This is a genomic window from Streptomyces sp. NPDC059092, assembly GCF_042756365.1.
GTDB lineage: Bacteria > Actinomycetota > Actinomycetes > Streptomycetales > Streptomycetaceae > Streptomyces.
This window is the reverse complement of the sequence record NZ_JBHZEJ010000015.1, coordinates 74,206-90,835: the sequence shown is the minus strand read 5'-3', so window position 1 is coordinate 90,835 and position 16,630 is coordinate 74,206. Positions and strand designations below refer to the sequence as shown.

General features: G+C 70.9%; 14 protein-coding genes. 7 read left to right on the top strand and 7 right to left on the bottom strand.

The window, feature by feature from the left end; genetic code table 11:
* Nucleotides 1–281: 281 nt before the first annotated feature.
* Nucleotides 282–863: a TetR/AcrR family transcriptional regulator gene (locus ACFXPL_RS12220; RefSeq protein WP_384916607.1), complete on the bottom strand. Its 582-nt coding sequence runs from the start codon at nt 861–863 to the stop codon at nt 282–284.
* A gap of 241 nt (nt 864–1,104) precedes the next feature.
* Here ACFXPL_RS12220 and ACFXPL_RS12215 point away from each other — a divergent pair, with 241 nt between their 5' ends.
* Complete coding sequence (locus tag ACFXPL_RS12215; RefSeq protein WP_384916603.1) at nt 1,105–2,265, top strand: FAD-dependent oxidoreductase; 1,161 nt, start codon at nt 1,105–1,107, stop codon at nt 2,263–2,265.
* Between the two features lie 136 nt (nt 2,266–2,401).
* Nucleotides 2,402–3,850, top strand: a complete 1,449-nt coding sequence (locus ACFXPL_RS12210) for an MFS transporter (RefSeq protein WP_384916600.1) — start codon at nt 2,402–2,404, stop codon at nt 3,848–3,850.
* Nucleotides 3,851–4,048: 198 nt separating this feature from the next.
* On the opposite strand, the gene ACFXPL_RS12205 is transcribed toward ACFXPL_RS12210, so the two are convergent.
* Nucleotides 4,049–4,402 (bottom strand): hypothetical protein, encoded by a 354-nt coding sequence (locus ACFXPL_RS12205; RefSeq protein WP_384916598.1) that lies wholly within the window; start codon nt 4,400–4,402, stop codon nt 4,049–4,051.
* Between the two features lie 272 nt (nt 4,403–4,674).
* Here ACFXPL_RS12205 and ACFXPL_RS12200 point away from each other — a divergent pair, with 272 nt between their 5' ends.
* Nucleotides 4,675–5,724: an NlpC/P60 family protein gene (locus ACFXPL_RS12200; protein WP_384916595.1), complete on the top strand. Its 1,050-nt coding sequence runs from the start codon at nt 4,675–4,677 to the stop codon at nt 5,722–5,724.
* Nucleotides 5,725–5,868: 144 nt separating this feature from the next.
* Complete coding sequence (locus ACFXPL_RS12195) at nt 5,869–6,246, top strand: hypothetical protein (RefSeq protein WP_384916592.1); 378 nt, start codon at nt 5,869–5,871, stop codon at nt 6,244–6,246.
* A gap of 72 nt (nt 6,247–6,318) precedes the next feature.
* Here the strand turns inward: ACFXPL_RS12195 and ACFXPL_RS12190 are convergent, their stop codons facing one another.
* Nucleotides 6,319–7,041 (bottom strand): LuxR C-terminal-related transcriptional regulator, encoded by a 723-nt coding sequence (locus tag ACFXPL_RS12190; RefSeq protein ID WP_384916589.1) that lies wholly within the window; start codon nt 7,039–7,041, stop codon nt 6,319–6,321.
* An 89-nt stretch (nt 7,042–7,130) separates the two neighbouring features.
* The gene (locus tag ACFXPL_RS12185; protein ID WP_384916585.1) at nt 7,131–8,429 is read right to left on the bottom strand and encodes a PspC domain-containing protein; all 1,299 of its coding nucleotides are present in this window, start codon (nt 8,427–8,429) and stop codon (nt 7,131–7,133) included.
* A gap of 156 nt (nt 8,430–8,585) precedes the next feature.
* Between ACFXPL_RS12185 and ACFXPL_RS12180 the strand changes: the two genes are divergently transcribed.
* A complete protein-coding gene (locus ACFXPL_RS12180) occupies nt 8,586–9,956 on the top strand; it encodes a PspC domain-containing protein (protein WP_384916582.1) in 1,371 nt (456 codons plus the stop codon).
* Nucleotides 9,957–10,112: 156 nt separating this feature from the next.
* On the opposite strand, the gene ACFXPL_RS12175 is transcribed toward ACFXPL_RS12180, so the two are convergent.
* From ACFXPL_RS12175 to guaA, 3 genes are all read right to left on the bottom strand, one after another.
* The gene (locus tag ACFXPL_RS12175; RefSeq protein ID WP_384916579.1) at nt 10,113–10,631 is read right to left on the bottom strand and encodes a DoxX family protein; all 519 of its coding nucleotides are present in this window, start codon (nt 10,629–10,631) and stop codon (nt 10,113–10,115) included.
* A 191-nt stretch (nt 10,632–10,822) separates the two neighbouring features.
* Nucleotides 10,823–12,088 (bottom strand): hypothetical protein, encoded by a 1,266-nt coding sequence (locus ACFXPL_RS12170; protein WP_384916577.1) that lies wholly within the window; start codon nt 12,086–12,088, stop codon nt 10,823–10,825.
* A 346-nt stretch (nt 12,089–12,434) separates the two neighbouring features.
* Complete coding sequence (guaA, locus tag ACFXPL_RS12165) at nt 12,435–14,018, bottom strand: glutamine-hydrolyzing GMP synthase (RefSeq protein ID WP_384916574.1); 1,584 nt, start codon at nt 14,016–14,018, stop codon at nt 12,435–12,437.
* 414 nt (nt 14,019–14,432) lie between these two features.
* Between guaA and ACFXPL_RS12160 the strand changes: the two genes are divergently transcribed.
* Both ACFXPL_RS12160 and ACFXPL_RS12155 read left to right on the top strand, forming a co-directional pair.
* Entirely contained in the window at nt 14,433–14,801 is a 369-nt protein-coding gene (locus ACFXPL_RS12160) for a chorismate mutase (RefSeq protein ID WP_384916571.1), read from the top strand.
* A gap of 545 nt (nt 14,802–15,346) precedes the next feature.
* Nucleotides 15,347–16,408: an LAETG motif-containing sortase-dependent surface protein gene (locus ACFXPL_RS12155; RefSeq protein ID WP_384916568.1), complete on the top strand. Its 1,062-nt coding sequence runs from the start codon at nt 15,347–15,349 to the stop codon at nt 16,406–16,408.
* Nucleotides 16,409–16,630 lie beyond the last annotated feature (222 nt).

The following is a 16,630-nucleotide window of genomic DNA, read 5'->3' as shown; positions in this document are numbered from 1 at the left end:
TGACCACCGCCAGGGACCGGACACGGCAATGAGAAAACCGCGCGGACAGATCAATGAGAAGTGACGACGAACGCCCAGCTCACGAGAGCCCGACCGGACAAGAGCGCTGAGAACCTACACCCGGCCTGATCCTTACCGGTTCTCGTTTGATCTGGCCGTTTCTCACCGTTCCGTCATCAACCTGTCCCATGCGGCAGGTTGATGACGGACGCCGGCACCGGCCCGTCTCTGTCCCGTCCCAGCTTGCCGCTCCTAAGGGCGCGTACCGGCAGGTGCGCTCACTACGGGCGAGGCGGTGCTCCTGGGAGAACGCCGTCGGTCAGGGTCGTGAGGATGGCGGTGTAGGTCTCGTGCCGGGTCATGACGCCGTCACGTTCGGCTTCACCGGCGGTGTAGAGCAGGGCGAGCATGACGCGCTTGATCCAGGCGGGGGGAAGACCGGGGTGCAGGAGCTCGGCGGCCCGGAGGAACAGGCCGTCGACCGCTGCTTCGGTCGCCGAGTATTCCTCCCACAGGGCGGGGTCGTCCTGGACGAGGGGTTCGGTGGACAGCCACAGCACGGCGGGGGCGAAGTCGAGGTGGGCTTCGATCATGCGATGCAGGGCTTCCAGCGGGGGCCGGGACGCCGGGTCGATGCGCCGGGTGACGGCGTCGGCCTGGTGCATGACGTGGCGGGCCGCGGCGCGGACCACGTCGGTGCGCTCGGGGAAGTAGCGGTGGAGCGTGCTGCGTCCGACGCCGGCCGCGACCGCGAGGTCGGACATGGAGGCGTTGCGGTCCCGGCTGAAGACCTGGATCGCCGCGTCGAGGATCGCTGTTCGGGTGCGCAGTCGTGTTGCGCTCTCCTGCGTGGTTTCCGCCATACCCGGAATGCTACACGCGACCCATTTTGGAGCATCATTTCTTCTTTTTGGGACAGGTGTGTTTCACTATTGATCGTGGGCTTCCACTCTGGGTGCCGCCGTTCCTCTGTGTGCGGCACGTGCGGTGCATGCCCGCGGTCCGCGTCACCAGGCAGTCGTGCCGCCGGCCCCGAACCGATCAGGGGTCTGCGGTGGCGCTGCCTGTCCGCCTGCCCGCATACCCCTCCATTCGGGAGTTTCCTTGAGCAGTGACGAGCACGTTCTGATCATCGGTGGAGGGATCGCCGGTGTGGCCATGTCCATCTGCCTGGACAAGGCCGGAATCCACAGCACCGTGTACGAGGGATACCCCCACCACAAGCACGCGGGCGCCAGCTTCGTCGTCGCCCCGAACGGCCAGCGCATTCTGCAGTCGCTGGGCCTCGGCGCCGAGTTGGCCGCCAACAGCGTCCCCGACCCGGGAAGGATCCGGTTCTTCAGCTCCATCGACGAGGAGATCGCCTCCTTCCACCTCCCGCCCCAGAACGCCACCGGCACTCCCGACGTCTGTGTGGAGCGGGCCGAACTTCTGAGGATCCTGCTCGGCGAGGCAGCCCGGCGCGGTATCCAAGTCCACTACGGCAAGCGCCTGTTCTCCCTGGAACAGGGCCCGCAGAGCGTGACCGCCCACTTCGAGGACGGCTCCCAGGCCACCGGTTCTCTCCTGATCGGAGCCGACGGGGCGAAGTCCAGGGTGCGCTCCGCCCTGTTCCCGCACGTGCAGTTGCAGCACAAGAAGACCTGGGCGGTGTACGGCAAGGGCTCCGCCGACTGCCTCACCGCCGAGGAGCGGGAGCTGATCGAGAAGGAGCTGGTCGTCTACGAGAAGGACGGGCTGAACGTCCTGCTCTACCAGGACCATCCCACCAAGCCGGAGAACTACGCCTGGCTGCTGACGGGGAAGACCGAGCGGAAGATCCCGTCGAAGAACTTCGAGCACAAGCCCAAGGACGAACTGCGGGCCGATCTCGCCAAACTGTTCGCGGACTGGACCGGCCCGGTGCCCCGGATGGTGGCCACCAGCCGCGCCCTCACCCCCGTCCAGCTGTTCCGTATCGGCCGTCTGCCGTCCTGGTCCTCCGGCCGGGTCGCCCTGATCGGGGACGCCGTGCACACGACGAACCCCATCTCCGGCCTGGGCGTGACCCTCGCCCTGGAAGACGCCCTGCACCTGTCCCGGATGCTGCGCGAACACGACTACCAGGACGCCTTCTTCTACTATTGCGCCGACCGCCAGCCGCAGGTGGACGAGATCCTCGAAGCGATCCCCGATCTCTTCGACTCGATCACCAGTCTCCTGTCCTGGCCCGAATACGCCTTCCCCATCGACTGGTCCGCGAACGACGACGCCTCACTCGTCTGACCGGTCCAACACCGCAGCACCACGCAGTACGACATCCTGCCCAGCCACCCGGCTCGGGGCGGTCGACGGCGATTCCCGCCGTCGGTCCGAGGCTCGAAACCTCCAGAATCCCTTCCCGGAGCCAGGAGGCTTCCCCTTGTCTGCCCCGCACCGTCCCGCCGCCCGGTGGTGGGCCCTCGGCGTTCTGTCGCTGGTGGAACTCATCGTCACCCTCGACGTCACCATCGTGACCATCGCCCTGCCCCAGGCCCAGGCCGAGCTCGGCCTCTCCGACGGCCACCGGCAGTGGATCGTCACCGCCTACGCCCTCACCTTCGGTGCCCTGCTCCTCCTCGGTGGCCGAGTAGCCGACTACTGGGGCCGCAAGCGCGCCTTCATGCTCGGCATGGTCGGTTTCGGAGCCGCCTCGGCCTGGGGCGGTCTCGCACAGAGCGGCACCGAACTCATCGCCGCCCGCGGCTTCCAGGGCCTGTTCGCCGCGCTGCTCGCGCCGGCCGCACTGGCCATGCTCACCGTGACGTTCACCCACGGCCGTGAGCGCAACATCGCCTTCGCCGTGTTCGGCACCATCGCCGGCAGCGGCGCCGCCGTCGGCCTCGTCCTGGGCGGTGTCCTCACCGAGTTCGCCAGCTGGCGCTGGTGCCTGCTGGTCAACGTCGTCTTCGTCGTCGCCGGACTCATCGGCGGCAAGCTCCACCTGACCGAGAGCAAGGCGGAAGGCGACAACCGCTACGACATCTGGGGCACCCTCACCGTCACCCTCGGCCTGGGCGCCCTCGTCTACGGCTTCACCCTCGCCGAAGCCGGCTGGGGCCGGAGCGACACGATCGGCTTCCTCGCTCTGGGCGTCGTCCTGCTCGCCGTGTTCGTCCGGATCCAGACCCGCGTCGCGGAGCCGCTGCTGCCCCTGCGCGTCCTGCTGCACCCGGTCCGCGGCGGAGCGTTCCTGGTCCAGGCCGTCGTCGGCAGCATCATGATCGGCTCGATGCTCTACCTCACGTTCCACTTCCAGATCGTGATGGGCATGAGCCCCCTCATGTCCGGTCTGGCGAACGTGTCGATGACCGCCGTCATCATGTTCCTCGTCCCGCTGGTCACCAAGATCCTCAACACCTACGGCCCCCGCCCCCTGATGATCGTCGGGCCGCTCTTCTCCGCCGCCGGCCTGTTCCACCTCGCCGGCATCACCCCCGAAGGCAGCTACCTCAACCAGGTCCTGCCCGCCTTGGTCCTGCTCGGCATCGGCCTGTCCATGCTGTTCATCCCCCTGCAGAACCTCGCCCTGACCGGCGTCGAGCCCCAGGACGCCGGCGTCGCCTCGGCCACCGTCAACTCCACCTTCCACATCGGCGGATCCATCGGCCTGGCCCTCTTCACCGTGCTCTACCACAGCACCATGGAAAGCTCCCTCCACAGCGGCAACGCGCAGTCGGCCGCCTACACCGACGGCTACTCCGCGACGTTCATCGCGTCCGCCATCGCGATGATCGCCGCCTCCCTCATCTCCGCGCTCCTCATCCGCGGCACGAAGTCGGAACTGATGCCCCAGTACGAGGAGGAAGACACCGTGGTACCGGCCGCCTGAGCACCGCCGCCCGGATCTCAGCCTGACCCGGCCTGGTCGTTACGTGGCCCCTGAGTGGCCCTTGTACGGCCTGTCTCCGGCCTCCGGCTCTCCGTGTCACCGGCGGCCGTGGTCGGCGCCTCGGCGCCTGCCACCGGTCGTCCGGTACGCGCGGAGAGCGCGGGGGTGCGAGTCCCCTGGGGGTGTGGAGAGCCGGGGTCAGGTCCAGAGCGTGGCGATGAGGATGTTGGCCACGGTCAGCCCGCCCACCGCGCCGAACAGCGGCTTCGCGGCGGCCTCGTCGTCCCGCTTCACGTACACGATGCCCAGGATCACGATCAGGACAGCCATCTTGACGCCGATCTTGATGTTGTTGAGCGTCTGGTCCTCGGCCTGGTTGAGGCCCACCAGCACCATCCCCGTGATCAGCATCGTCAGTGCGCCGTGCAGCATCGGCGGGGTGAAGCGCGCCGTGCCGGCGCTCATCGCCTTCGTCTGCGTCAGAAATCCGCCGAGCAGCGAGGCTATGCCGATGATGTGCAGGGCGACGAAGACATTGATCAGTACGTCCATGACGGGAGCGTAGCCGGGGCCGTACCACCCCTCTTCGGTGAGGCGTGGCTTACTTCCGGGATCGATCGGATCCGGCCGGAAAGGCGCACTCCGCGCGGGCGAACGTGATCACGAAACGCTCCGGAACCTTCACCTCCCGCCAATGCCTGGCATGCCGAAGCCAAGTCGTGATCCCGCGCCTTAACGTCCTGCGTACGGCCCCCTCCCCGGGCCGTACCGCGCGGCCGTACCGCACGGAATCGACGGAACCGAAGGAAACGGACCCCGCCCCCGTGGCAGCGCACCGGAACCACCGAAAACCCAGACAGCGCCTGTTCGCCGGCCAGGCCGGCCGCACCGCCGCCACGCTCGCGCTCGCCGGCGCCGCGACCGCCACCGCGGCGGGACCGGCGCACACCGAGCCCCGGCTCACCCCCGCGCAGATCAAGGCCAAGGTCGACGCGTTGTACACGCAGGCCGAGACCGCCACCGAGCAGTACAACGGCGCGAAGGTGAAGGCCGACGAGGCCCGCGCCTCGCTCACCACGCTGCGCGACGAGGCCGCCCGAAGGACGGACCGGCTCAACGCCTCGCGCGCCGAACTGGGCTCGATCGCCACCGCGCAGTACCGCAGCGGCGGCCTCGACCCCGCCGTGCAGCTCGCCCTCAGCTCCCGGCCCGAGGACTATCTTGAGCGGGCCGGTATCGCCGAGCGGGCAGGCAGCCGACAGGCCGCCGCCGTCGCCGGGATCCGCAGGGAGCTGTCGGGGATCGCCGGGCTGCGCTCCCGCGCGGACACCCAGCTCGCGGATCTCACGGCCCACCGCGCCGAGCTGGCCCTGCACAAGTCCACCGTCCAGGGGAAGCTCGCCTCCGCCCAGCGGCTCCTGGACGAGCTCACCACCGAGCAGCGCGGCCGGTACGAGGCGCAGGACGGCGGGTACGCGGACCGCGCGGACCGGGGGACGCCGCGCGGTGCGGTACGGGCGCCGAACGCACGGGCCGAGGCCGCCGTCGCCTTCGCGTACGGGGCGATCGGCAAGCCGTACGTGTGGGGCGCGACCGGCCCCGGCTCCTTCGACTGCTCGGGGCTGACGCAGGCCGCCTGGCGCGCCGCCGGGGTTGCTCTGTCCCGTACCACCTACACGCAGATCAACGCGGGCCGACGCGTCGCGCGCTCCGAACTGACCCCCGGTGACCTGGTGTTCTTCTACTCCGGCATCAGCCATGTCGGGATCTATGTGGGCGGCGGGCAGATGATCCACGCGCCGCGGCCCGGAACGGCGGTCCGGCTCGCGCCGGTCGACGAGATGCCCTTCGCGGGCGCCGCCCGCCCCGCCTGACGACCTGTGGTGCCCCGGCGTCGTGCCCCGGTCGCCGGGCTGCTGTCTCCGACGGCCCAAGCCGGGGTGCCCCGTCCTGTTCTCCGGTTCACGATGAGCAGCAGTACGCCATCGGTCGGTGAAGGGGACAGGAAAGGGGCGGTCGTGAGCCGAACCACCGCTGTCAGCGCGACGGTCCTCGTCGTCGGCGCGCTGTTCGTCCTGGCGCCCGTGGGCGTCACCCCGAAAGGCTGCGGGGATCTCTCCGGCGGCCGCCTCTGTGTCGAGGGCCCGATCGGCGGCGCGGGCGCCTTCACCACGCGGTACGTACGGACCGGGGTCGGCCCCGAGATCCCCGTACGCCTCGGGTACCAGCGCAGGGACGCCCGGATCACGGCCTTCCCCGGCTGGTTCGGCACCCGGTACACCCTCCGAGGCCGCGCCGAGCTGACCGGCGTCATCGACACCAGGCCGGGCGAGTGCATCCGCGGCGTCCTGGACCACCAGGGGCGGCTGTACGTCACCGGATGGCACTGCTCGTGAGCCACGGGCGGGCCGGGCAGAACGGGGCGGGCGCCGTCGGACTCGCCGGAGGCGGGCCGGACGGCCCAGCCGTCAGACCAGTCGGCGGGCCGTCGCCCAGCGGGTCAGTTCGTGCCGGTTGGAGAGCTGGAGCTTGCGCAGGACCGCCGAGACATGGGACTCCACGGTCTTCACCGAGATGAAGAGCTGCTTGGCGATCTCCTTGTAGGCGTATCCCCGTGCGATGAGCCGCAGCACCTCGCGCTCGCGCTGCGTGAGCCGGTCCAGGTCCTCGTCGACCGGGGGCGCGTCCGTCGACGCGAAGGCGTCCAGGACGAAGCCGGCCAGCCGGGGCGAGAAGACCGCGTCCCCCTCCTGGACCCGGAAGATCGAGTTGACCAGGTCCGTGCCGGTGATCGTCTTGGTGACATAGCCGCGGGCACCGCCCCGGATCACGCCGATGACGTCCTCGGCCGCGTCCGAGACCGAGAGTGCCAGGAAGCGCACCGGGTTCTCGGCCGCCGTCATCATGGGCGCGCAGCGGCGCAGCACCTCGACCCCGCCGCCGCCCGGCAGATGGACGTCGAGCAGGACGACCTCGGGCCGGGTCGCGGTGATCACGGTGACCGCCTGGTCGACGTCGGCCGCCTCGCCGACGACCTCGACACCGGTCTCCTCCGTACGGCCGATCTCGGCCTGGACGCCCGTACGGAACATCCGGTGGTCGTCGACGAGCACGACGCGGACACGGCGGCCGCCCCCGGCCGGGTCCCCGCTCGCCGCGGGAGTGGATTCGGCGTGTACGCCCTCGCTCATGGTCTGTGCCCCTCGCCCTTGTCGCTCCGCCGCCGTCTGCGCGGCCCTCGTACCGTACGGTCCCCTCCCGGCGACCGGTCCATCCGCCGTCAGTCGGCGCGCTCCATCTCCAGCTCGACCTCGGTGCCGCCGTCGGGCACCGCGCGCAGCCGGGCCGTGCCTCCGTTGCGCTGCATGCGGCCGATGATCGACTCGCGGACTCCCATCCGGTCGTCCGGGACGGCGTCCAGGTCGAACCCGGGGCCCCGGTCGCGGACGGAGAGGAAGACCGTACGCCCCTCGACCTCGGCGAACACCTGTACGGCGCCGCCCTCGCCACCGTACTTGGCGGCGTTGACCATCGCCTCGCGCGCGGCCTGCATCTGCGCGGACAGCTTCTCGTCGAGCGGGCAGTCGCCGACGACCACGACCTCGATCGGCACTCCGTGGTAGTCCTCCACCTCGGCCGCAGTCCGCTTCACCGCGTCGGCGAGCGTCGTGGGCTCGTCCTCCTCGTCCTTGCCCGTGCCCTCCGGCTTGTAGAGCCAGGCGCGCAGCTCGCGTTCCTGGGCGCGGGCGAGCCGGCGGACCTCGCCCCCGTCGTCCGCGTTGCGCTGGATGAGCGTCAGGGTGTGCAGGACGGAGTCGTGGACATGCGCGGCGACCTCGGCGCGCTCCTGCGCGCGGATCCGCATCAGGCGCTCCTCGGAGAGGTCCTGGGTCATCCGGACGAGCCAGGGCCCGGCGAGCAGGGCGACCCCGGCGACGACGGCGATCGCGCCCGTCAGCACATTGCCGAACTGGGCCGCCGCGCCACGGACCACCATGAAGACGGCGAGGCCGAGGCCGACCAGGGCGACGCCGGAGAGGCCGCGGGCGAGCTGGAATATCCGGTGGCGGCGGCCGATCTCGGTCCAGCGGGCGCGCCGCGCGTTGTCCGCCTGGCGCCAGACGAGGACGACGCCGACGCCGATCAGCAGCATCGGCCAGATGTAGCGGTCGGCGTGGCTGCGGCCCAGGCTGACGTTGCCTATGAAGGTGGCCGCGCTGACGACCAGCGCGAGCAGGGCGAAGAGCTGTCCCTTGTCGGGCTTGCGCAGCCGGCGCCTGCCGTCCGGGCTGGTCTCGAAGAGCGGTCGTGACGCGACGGCTGTGCCGCCGACGCCGAGCGGGACGACGATCCAGAACACGGCGTAGAGCAGGGCGCCCAGCCCCTGCGAGAAGAAGAAGACGAGGAAGACGAGCCGGACCCAGGCCACCGGCAGTCCGAGATGGCCGGCGAGGCCGCGTGCGACGCCGCCGAGCATCCGGCCGTCCGCGCTGCGGTACAGCTTGCGTGGCGGCTGCTCCTCGGGCCCTGGGGCGCGGGAGTGCGGCGACGCGGCGGTGCGAGGCGGGGCGGCTGGCATGCACCGATCGTCACACGGCGGGGCGTGGCGGGGCATCAGGGTCGTACCCCTGACGTGACCCTGATCCGGCCCCGGGCGTCCCCGGGGGCCAATATCAGGGTCAGACCGGGGTCGTCGCCGGTGGAGACCGGCCCGGTGCGCCGTCACCATGGACGTATGACCCAGCCGCCGATTCAGCCGCCGTCCTCGCCGACCGCGCCGACCGCCGCGTCGCCCCCGTCGTCGGGCGCCACGGCGGTCGGGGACGCGCCCGCGCATTTGCAGCGCAGCCCTCGGCAGAAGGTCTTCGCGGGGGTGTGCGGCGGGCTCGGTCGGTACTGCGACGTCGACCCCGTCATCTTCCGGATCGTGCTCGGTGTGCTCGCGGCCACCGGCGGGCTCGGGCTGATCTTCTACGGCTTCGCCTGGCTCCTGATTCCGCTGGAGGGCGAGGAGGAGAACGAGGCGCGCAGGCTGCTGTCGGGGCGGGTGGACGGCGCGTCGCTGATCGCCGTGCTGCTCGCGCTGGCGGGGTGCGGCCTGTTCCTGTCGATGCTGGACAACGGGGAGACGCTGACCTTCGCCGGGATCCTGTCGATCACGGTCGCGGGGGCCGCGGTCTGGTCGCAGCGACGGCGGGGCACCTTGCCGGACGGCGGACCGCTCGATCCGGCGACGGCGCACGTGGTGGCGGACGCTCCTCCGGAGACGAAGGCGCCGCCGACGCCCGGCGCCCCGTCCTGGTGGCGGGATCCGATCGTGAAGGACGGCACCACGGGCCCGGTGGGCGCGGACTATCTGTGGGGCCCGGAGGGCGCGCAGGTGGAGGCGCGGCCCTGGGGCTGGCACAAGGGTGGGAAGGACAGGGCCTGCAGGGACCGGGCCGCGTCACGAATACGGGAGCCCCGCCCCCGGGGCCCGCGTGGGATCGCCGGGGTCGTCCTCCTGCTGGCGCTGCTGGCGGGCGGGCTCGGTACGGGGCTGTCCTGGGAGAGCCGACCGCTGGGTACGAGTCTGGAGATCGGGCTGGCCGCCGCGCTCGCGGTGTTCGGTCTCGGCATCGCGGTCAGCAGCTTCCTGGGCCGTACGGGGGTGGGCACGATCTTTCTGACGGTGGTCACGGCCGGGCTGCTCGCCGGGAGCGCCGCCCTGCCGGAGAACATCACGACGGAGTGGCAGCGCCAGGAGTGGACGCCGGCGTCGGTGGCCGCCGTGGAGCCGCGCTACGAGCTGGGGTCGGGCACAGGCACGCTCGATCTGAGCGGGCTGTCCATTCCGGAGGGGCGGACGGTCAGTTCGTCGGCCGAGGTGGGTGCGGGGCAACTCAAGGTCGTCGTACCGAAGGGAGTGACGGTGGAGGTGACGGCGAAGGCCGGTCTCGGGGACATCCGGCTTCCCGATGAGCCGCCGAACGATGTGGACGTCTCGCCGAACCAGGTGCGGGGGCTCACCCTGGCGCCGTCCACGGGCAGCGCCCCGGCGGGGACGTTGCGGCTGAGTCTCGAAGTCGGGCTCGGACAGGTGGAGGTGACCCGTGCTGCTGCATGAGTTCCGGCCGGGCCGGCTGATCGTGGGGCTGACGGCGCTGACGGCGTCCACCGCGTACGCGGGCGACGCGGCGGACGCCTGGCACGCGCCATGGTTCACGGCGTTCCCCGTGGTGTTCTGGGGGTTGTTCCTCGCGGCCGTGGTGACCTGGTGCCACTACCGCATTCGTCGGCGGCGGTCGGCGAGGACGGCGTCCAGGGAGAACGAGGGCGCCCCGGCGAGCACGAGCGGCAGCCAGGCCATGAGATAGGGGAGGTCGTTGCCGTAGTAGTACGGCGTGGCCTGCCAGCTCACGGTGAGCCAGAGGCTGAGCGAGATCAGGGCGCCGCCGAGCGCGGCGATCCGGGTGAGGAGGCCGAAGAGGGCGCCGAGGCCGACGGCGAGTTCACCGAGGGCGATGGCGTATCCGAAACCGGCGGGGCTCTTGAGGGCCAGGTCGACGAGGGCGGGGAGCGCGGAGCTGTCGCGGACGCTGCGCATCATCTCGCCGACGGAGCCGCTGCCGGTGGCCGAGAAGAAGCCGTTCTGAGTCAGTTTGTCGATCCCCGCGTAGAGGAAGGTGACGCCGAGAAATATCCTCAGCGGCAGGAGTGCGTGGCGGGTGGCGCTCTCCCGCAGGCCGGGGCGCTCGCCGCCGAGCCCTCCGTAACCGTCCATCCGGTAGCCGTGTGTCATCGCCGGGTCCACCTCTCCCTGTTCCGCACCGCCGACGCGAGGGCTGCTGCCTCCGCGTGCCCTGTCCCTGCATACGCAGTGAACACATCCGGCGCTCAGTGAACCAGCCGTTCGACCGGGCGGAACGGGTCCCTTCGGAAAAGATGGGAAAACTCTCTGTCAGAACAGGAGCAACAATCGGCCGAATTCGCTCAGTCCATGACTTCGATGATCACGCGGTTGGTTTCGATCCCCGCCGCGGTGACGACCTGGACCTCCACGGCTCCGGGCTCCACCTCCACCGGTACGGACACGGTGAGTGAGGTGTCCGCCGGGTTGGCGAACCCGCCGGGGACGGGCACCAGAGGCACATGGACATGGACCGCACCGATCCGGACGACCATCCGGGCCAGCCGGTCGGGGGTGCCGGCGCCCGGCGGGACGAATCCGGCGCCGCGGATCTCGATGTCGTCGCCGGTCCGGATGGGGGCGTCGAGGTCGCCCGCCTCCCTGGCCCGTACGACGGACAGCACGACGGGGCGCCCGCCCTCCGCGTACTTCCCGGCGAAGTAGGTGGCGGCGGAGACTCCGACGAGCAGAGCCAGCGCCCAGGGCAGATCGGGCAGTTGCTCGGGGCGCCGGGCGAGCCGTACGGCGGCGAAGACGACGGCGACGGCGTTCACCAGCGTGTACTGGACATCGGTGAAGCTGCCGCGCCCGCCGTCGTCGCAGAGCAGATCGGCGAGCCGGGGCCGGTCGGCGCGCACCTTCTGGAGCCGCTGGCCCAGGACCCGTACGGACACCACACGGCGGACGACGACGGCGATGGCGCACACAGCGGCGAGGACGCTCACGAGGCCGGCGCCCCTGGCCAGTTCGAGACCGGCGATCAGCTCGTCGCGGTGGTCCGGCCCGGAGGCTCCGGCGAGCTGAAGGGCGAGAACGAGTACGGCGAAGACGACGAGCAGCACCCAGGTGGAGGCCACGGTCCGTGAGGTGGAGAGCCGGTTGTCCTCACCGATCAGCGGCGCGAGCAGCCCGCCGCGGGCGCGGTGCAGCCAGGCGGACGCGGTCAGCAGTCCGGCACAGATGAGGGCGGCGAGCAGTCCGGCCGTCCGCGCGAGGGTCCAGCCGGCGCCGATCGCGGTCACCGTCTGGGCCAGCAGGAGCAGGACGACACCGCCCCACACGGCGAACAGCGTGTGCCGCCAAACGGTGTGCAGCCAGGCGTTTCCCGCCTCGCGGCTGCGGTCCGCCACGGCGCGGGCGGACTGGGTGAGTTCGTCGGAGACCCACTGCCGGGAGGCGCCCACGGAGTGCGCGACGGCGGCGGGCAGCCCTTGTCCGGCGGCCAGTTCGTCGCGCTTCGCCAGGAACGCGGCCACGGCCCGCCGATGCCCTTCCCGAGCCCCGTGCGGACAGTCCCCACACGCACAGCCACCGCCGTGCGCACCCTGCCGCACCTCTTGCACCGCCACGCCGATTGCCGCCTTCCCCGCCCCGAGCTCCGCCCCAGTGAACTTCCTTACATCGCAGGGAAATTGTCCCGCACGAAGGGAGGGATACGCGGAGTTTGCCGGGCCGGTGCGGGTGACAACATCGTTACGGTGTTGACCCGTGAGGCTCAGTCCTCGACAGAGCGACGCCTGTTGATCGCGGTCAGGTCGATCGTGATCGGGAACGGCTCCTCAAGCAGCGTACCCAGGTGGAACGACAACGCCGCCGCCCAAACGAATGAGCGACGGCGTCGGCGTTGACCTGCGGGAGTTCCGGACCGGGGTCCCGGTCCTGGATGCCGGGTCCCTGATCACGGGCCCGGGGGGACTACTCCCATTCGATGGTGCCCGGGGGCTTGCTCGTCACATCGAGGACCACCCGGTTGACGTCACGGACCTCGTTGGTGATGCGGGTGGAGATCTTCGCCAGTACGTCGTACGGCATCCGCGTCCAGTCCGCGGTCATCGCGTCCTCCGAGGAGACCGGCCGCAGCACGATCGGGTGGCCGTAGGTCCGGCCGTCGCCCTGGACGCCCACGGACCGTACGTCGGCGAGGAGCACCACCGGGCACTGCCAGATGTCGCGGTCCAGGCCCGCCGCCGTCAGCTCCTCGCGGGCGATCGCGTCCGCGTCGCGCAGCAGGTCGAGTCGGTCGCGCGTGACCTCGCCGATGATGCGGATGCCCAGGCCGGGGCCCGGGAACGGCTGGCGCTGGACGATCTCGTCCGGCAGGCCGAGCTGCTGGCCGACCATCCGGACCTCGTCCTTGAACAGCTTGCGCAGCGGCTCGATGAGCTGGAACTCGATGTCGTCGGGGAGCCCGCCGACGTTGTGGTGCGACTTGATGTTGGCGGTGCCGGTGCCGCCGCCGGATTCCACGACGTCCGGGTAGAGCGTGCCCTGTACGAGGAACGCGACGTCCTCGCCCTCCGCGCCCGCCTCCGCGACGATCTCCGCCTGGGCCTGCTCGAAGACCCGGATGAACTCCCGGCCGATGATCTTCCGCTTCTGCTCGGGGTCGGAGACCCCGGCCAGCGCGGTGAGGAAGCGCTCCTCCGCGTCGACCACCCGGAGCTGTACGCCCGTCGCGGCGACGAAGTCCTTCTCGACCTGCTCGGTCTCGCCCTTGCGCATCAGACCGTGGTCGACGTACACGCAGGTGAGCTGCGACCCGATGGCCTTCTGCACCAGCGCGGCGGCCACGGCCGAGTCCACGCCGCCGGACAGCCCGCAGATGGCGCGCTTGGTGCCGACCTGCTCGCGGATGAGGGCGACCTGCTCGTCCACCACGTTGGCGGTGGTCCAGGCCGGCTCGATGCCCGCGCCCCGGTAGAGGAAGTGCTCCAGGACCTGCTGCCCGTAGGTGGAGTGCATCACCTCGGGGTGGTGCTGGACCCCGTACAGCTTCTTCTCGTCGTTCTCGAACGCGGCGACCGGCACGACATCCGTGGACGCGGTGACGGTGAACCCCTCGGGCGCGGCCGAGCAGGCGTCGCCGTGCGACATCCAGACGGACTGGTCGGCCGGGGTACCCGCGAAGAGGGTGGAGTCGGTACGGGAGACGCTCAGGGCGGTACGGCCGTACTCACGCGCGCCCGTGTTGTCGACGGTCCCGCCGAGCGTCTTCGCCATGAGCTGGAAGCCGTAGCACATGCCGAAGACGGGGACACCGGCTTCGAAGAGCGCGCTGTCGACGCTCGGCGCGTTCTCGGCGTACACGGAGGACGGGCCGCCGGAGAGAATGATCGCCTTGGGGTTCTTGGCCAGCATCTCGGCCACGGGCATCGTGGACGGGACGATCTCGCTGTAGACCCGGGCCTCGCGGACGCGGCGGGCGATGAGCTGGGCATACTGCGCGCCGAAGTCGACGACGAGTACGACGTCGGGGGCGGCGGGGGGTGCTGCTGGCACGGGGCGGCCTTCCGGCGGAGGTGTGACGAAAGCTCGATGCTGTGTTCCCGATTCTAACGGGGGGTGGTGGGGGGTCGGGGACGGATCGTCCCCGGATCCGGGGCGGGCAGCCCCGGACCAGGGCGGTCGGCCCCGGATCGGGGACGAGCGGCACCGGGTCGAGGACGCGTGGCCCCGGCCTCGTCTCACCATCCGGCCCCGCTTTGCCGCCCGCCGGGGCACCGGGTCCATACTGTGCGCATGCGGAAGCAGCTCACCTTCGTCTTTACCTATGGCACCGGCCCGTCCGGCTGCCATGGTCGTGCTGCTTGAGCTGACAAGCGACTTCCCAGGCGCCCCGGGCCGACAAGGCCCGGGGCGCCTGTCGCGTTCGGGGCCTTATGGCTCAAGCCCCCGAACCGACAAGGACCCGCCATGACATCCACGACATCCATGACGTCCGGCACGACCGCCGCCCCGAGCCCCACCGTCACCGCCCCGGACCGGACCACCACGGTCCCGGCCGTCCCCCACGAGAACACCGGCGCCCGTACCACCGAGGCCGCCTCGCTCATCGGCGGCGCGCGCGAACGCATCAACGCGCTGGACGACCGCATCATCGGCCTCGTGCAGGAGCGGTTGGCGGTCTCGGCCGTGATCCAGGACGCCCGGATCACCTCAGGGGGCCGCCGCGTCAATCTCTCCCGGGAGATGGAGATCCTCGGCCGCTACCGGGACGCCCTCGGCAAACCGGGTACGGCGCTGGCGATGACGCTGCTGGAACTGAGCCGGGGCCGCGTCTGACCCGGCGCCCCTCCGGTCGGCGCCCGGGGCGTATCTGCGTTCGGGCACCGCTCTCACCCGTACGGCGCGTGACCGCCCCCGGCGCTCTTCGTTGGGCCGTACGGGCACGCAGCGCACTTCATCGCAGTCGGGAGAAGGACCGCGTGGCTCCGCCGGGGCGTGCGACGTGTACGTCGTGGGACCTCGTCCCGGCGCCCGTGACCGGACGGCAGGGGACAGCCGCACGGTCACCAGAGGAACGGCCGGTTCCGGGGACGCCCGGAACCGGCCGCCGTACGAGGCGAGCCGCACGAGAGCCGCACGAGGCGAGCCGTACAGACCAAACCGCGCGGAAGAAGCCGCGCAGGACGTGACGGGTGCGACGGGCGTGCCAGGCGTGACGCAGGACACATAAAGATTCTGTGAAGATCGCTGCAACCATTGCGCCGGGTCACAGGTCTTGCATGCGAAACCAACGGCCTCACCCGTGACCCCACATCATGCGAGAGGGCTCCACGACTCCGCACCGCGTCCCACCGGTGCGCCGAACTTCGCTGAGGTCTTTCATGAAGCTCCGCCGCGCCATGGCCGTCGCCGCCGCGACCGCCGTCATCGCACCCGCCGCGTTCCTCGCGGCTCCTGCCGCGTTCGCGACCGAAGGCGACACCGTCACCCCGCAGACCTCGTCCGAGGCGCCCTCGCCCGACGCCAGCGAGACCACCGAGGTCGTGACGCCGCCCGCCGACCCGTCGACGCCCACCAGCGAGGCCCCGGAGCCGACGGAGTCGGTGGCCACGAAGCCCGGTGTGCCCACGGCGAGCGCCCCCGAGTCCGGGACGCCCTCGACCAGCACCTCGCCGAGCGCGAGCGCGAGCACGTCGGCCGAGCCCACCGCCGCCCCGACCACCGAGGCCCCCGGCGGCCCGGTCGAGTGCGCCGAGGACGGCGAGGTCGCCTTCGACGAGAACCTGCAGACCAGCCTGGCCGGGCTGCCGCAGCGGATCGTCGCGGGCAGCGGCTTCCACGGGTTCAAGCTCAACGTCTCGAACAAGGGCAAGAACACCTACAAGCGCGTCGACCTCGGTGTCTTCGCGGGCCAGATCAACGAGAAGACCTGGGAGGACGACTCCAGCCACCTGACGCTCCAGTACAAGGACCCGGCGTCGGGCACGTGGACGGACATCTCTCTGGACGGGAACGACGAGGGCGCCGGCTACCTCGGTTACACCGATGTCCGGTCGAAGGAGACGTTCTCCATCGACCTGCGGCTGAGCGTGGACAAGTCCGCCCCGGCCGGTCTTGGCTACGCCATCAGCATCGGCCTCTACGCCGACGACGAGGGCAACTGCGTCTTCGCGGACGACGACGCGTTCTACCAGTTCGACATCGTCGCCGCCGGTTCGGACGCGGGCGACCCCGGCGAGGCCAAGCCGCAGACCGGTGGCAAGAAGCCGATCCCGGCGAAGCCGGCCGGCAACACCGAGATCAAGCCGGTGGGCCACCTCGCGGAGACCGGTTCCTCCTCGATGGTTCCCGTCATCGGCATGGCGGGCGGGATCGCCATCGTCGCCGGTGCCGGTGTGATGTTCGCGATGAAGCGCCGTCGCAGTGGCGACGCCGCCGCGTAACACCCGCGGGTAGGACGAACCGCTGAAGCTGGAGAGGCGCTGCACTCGGAGGGGGGTGCAGCGCCTCTCCGCGTCCGCCGCCGACCGGTGTCCCGCGAGCCGGCATCGGCTCAGGACCGACGTCGGCTCGGGACCGGCATCGGCTCAGGACCGACGTCTGCGGCAGACCGACGTCCGCCACGCACCGACGCCCCGCCCCAGACCGACACCCCGCCGCGGACC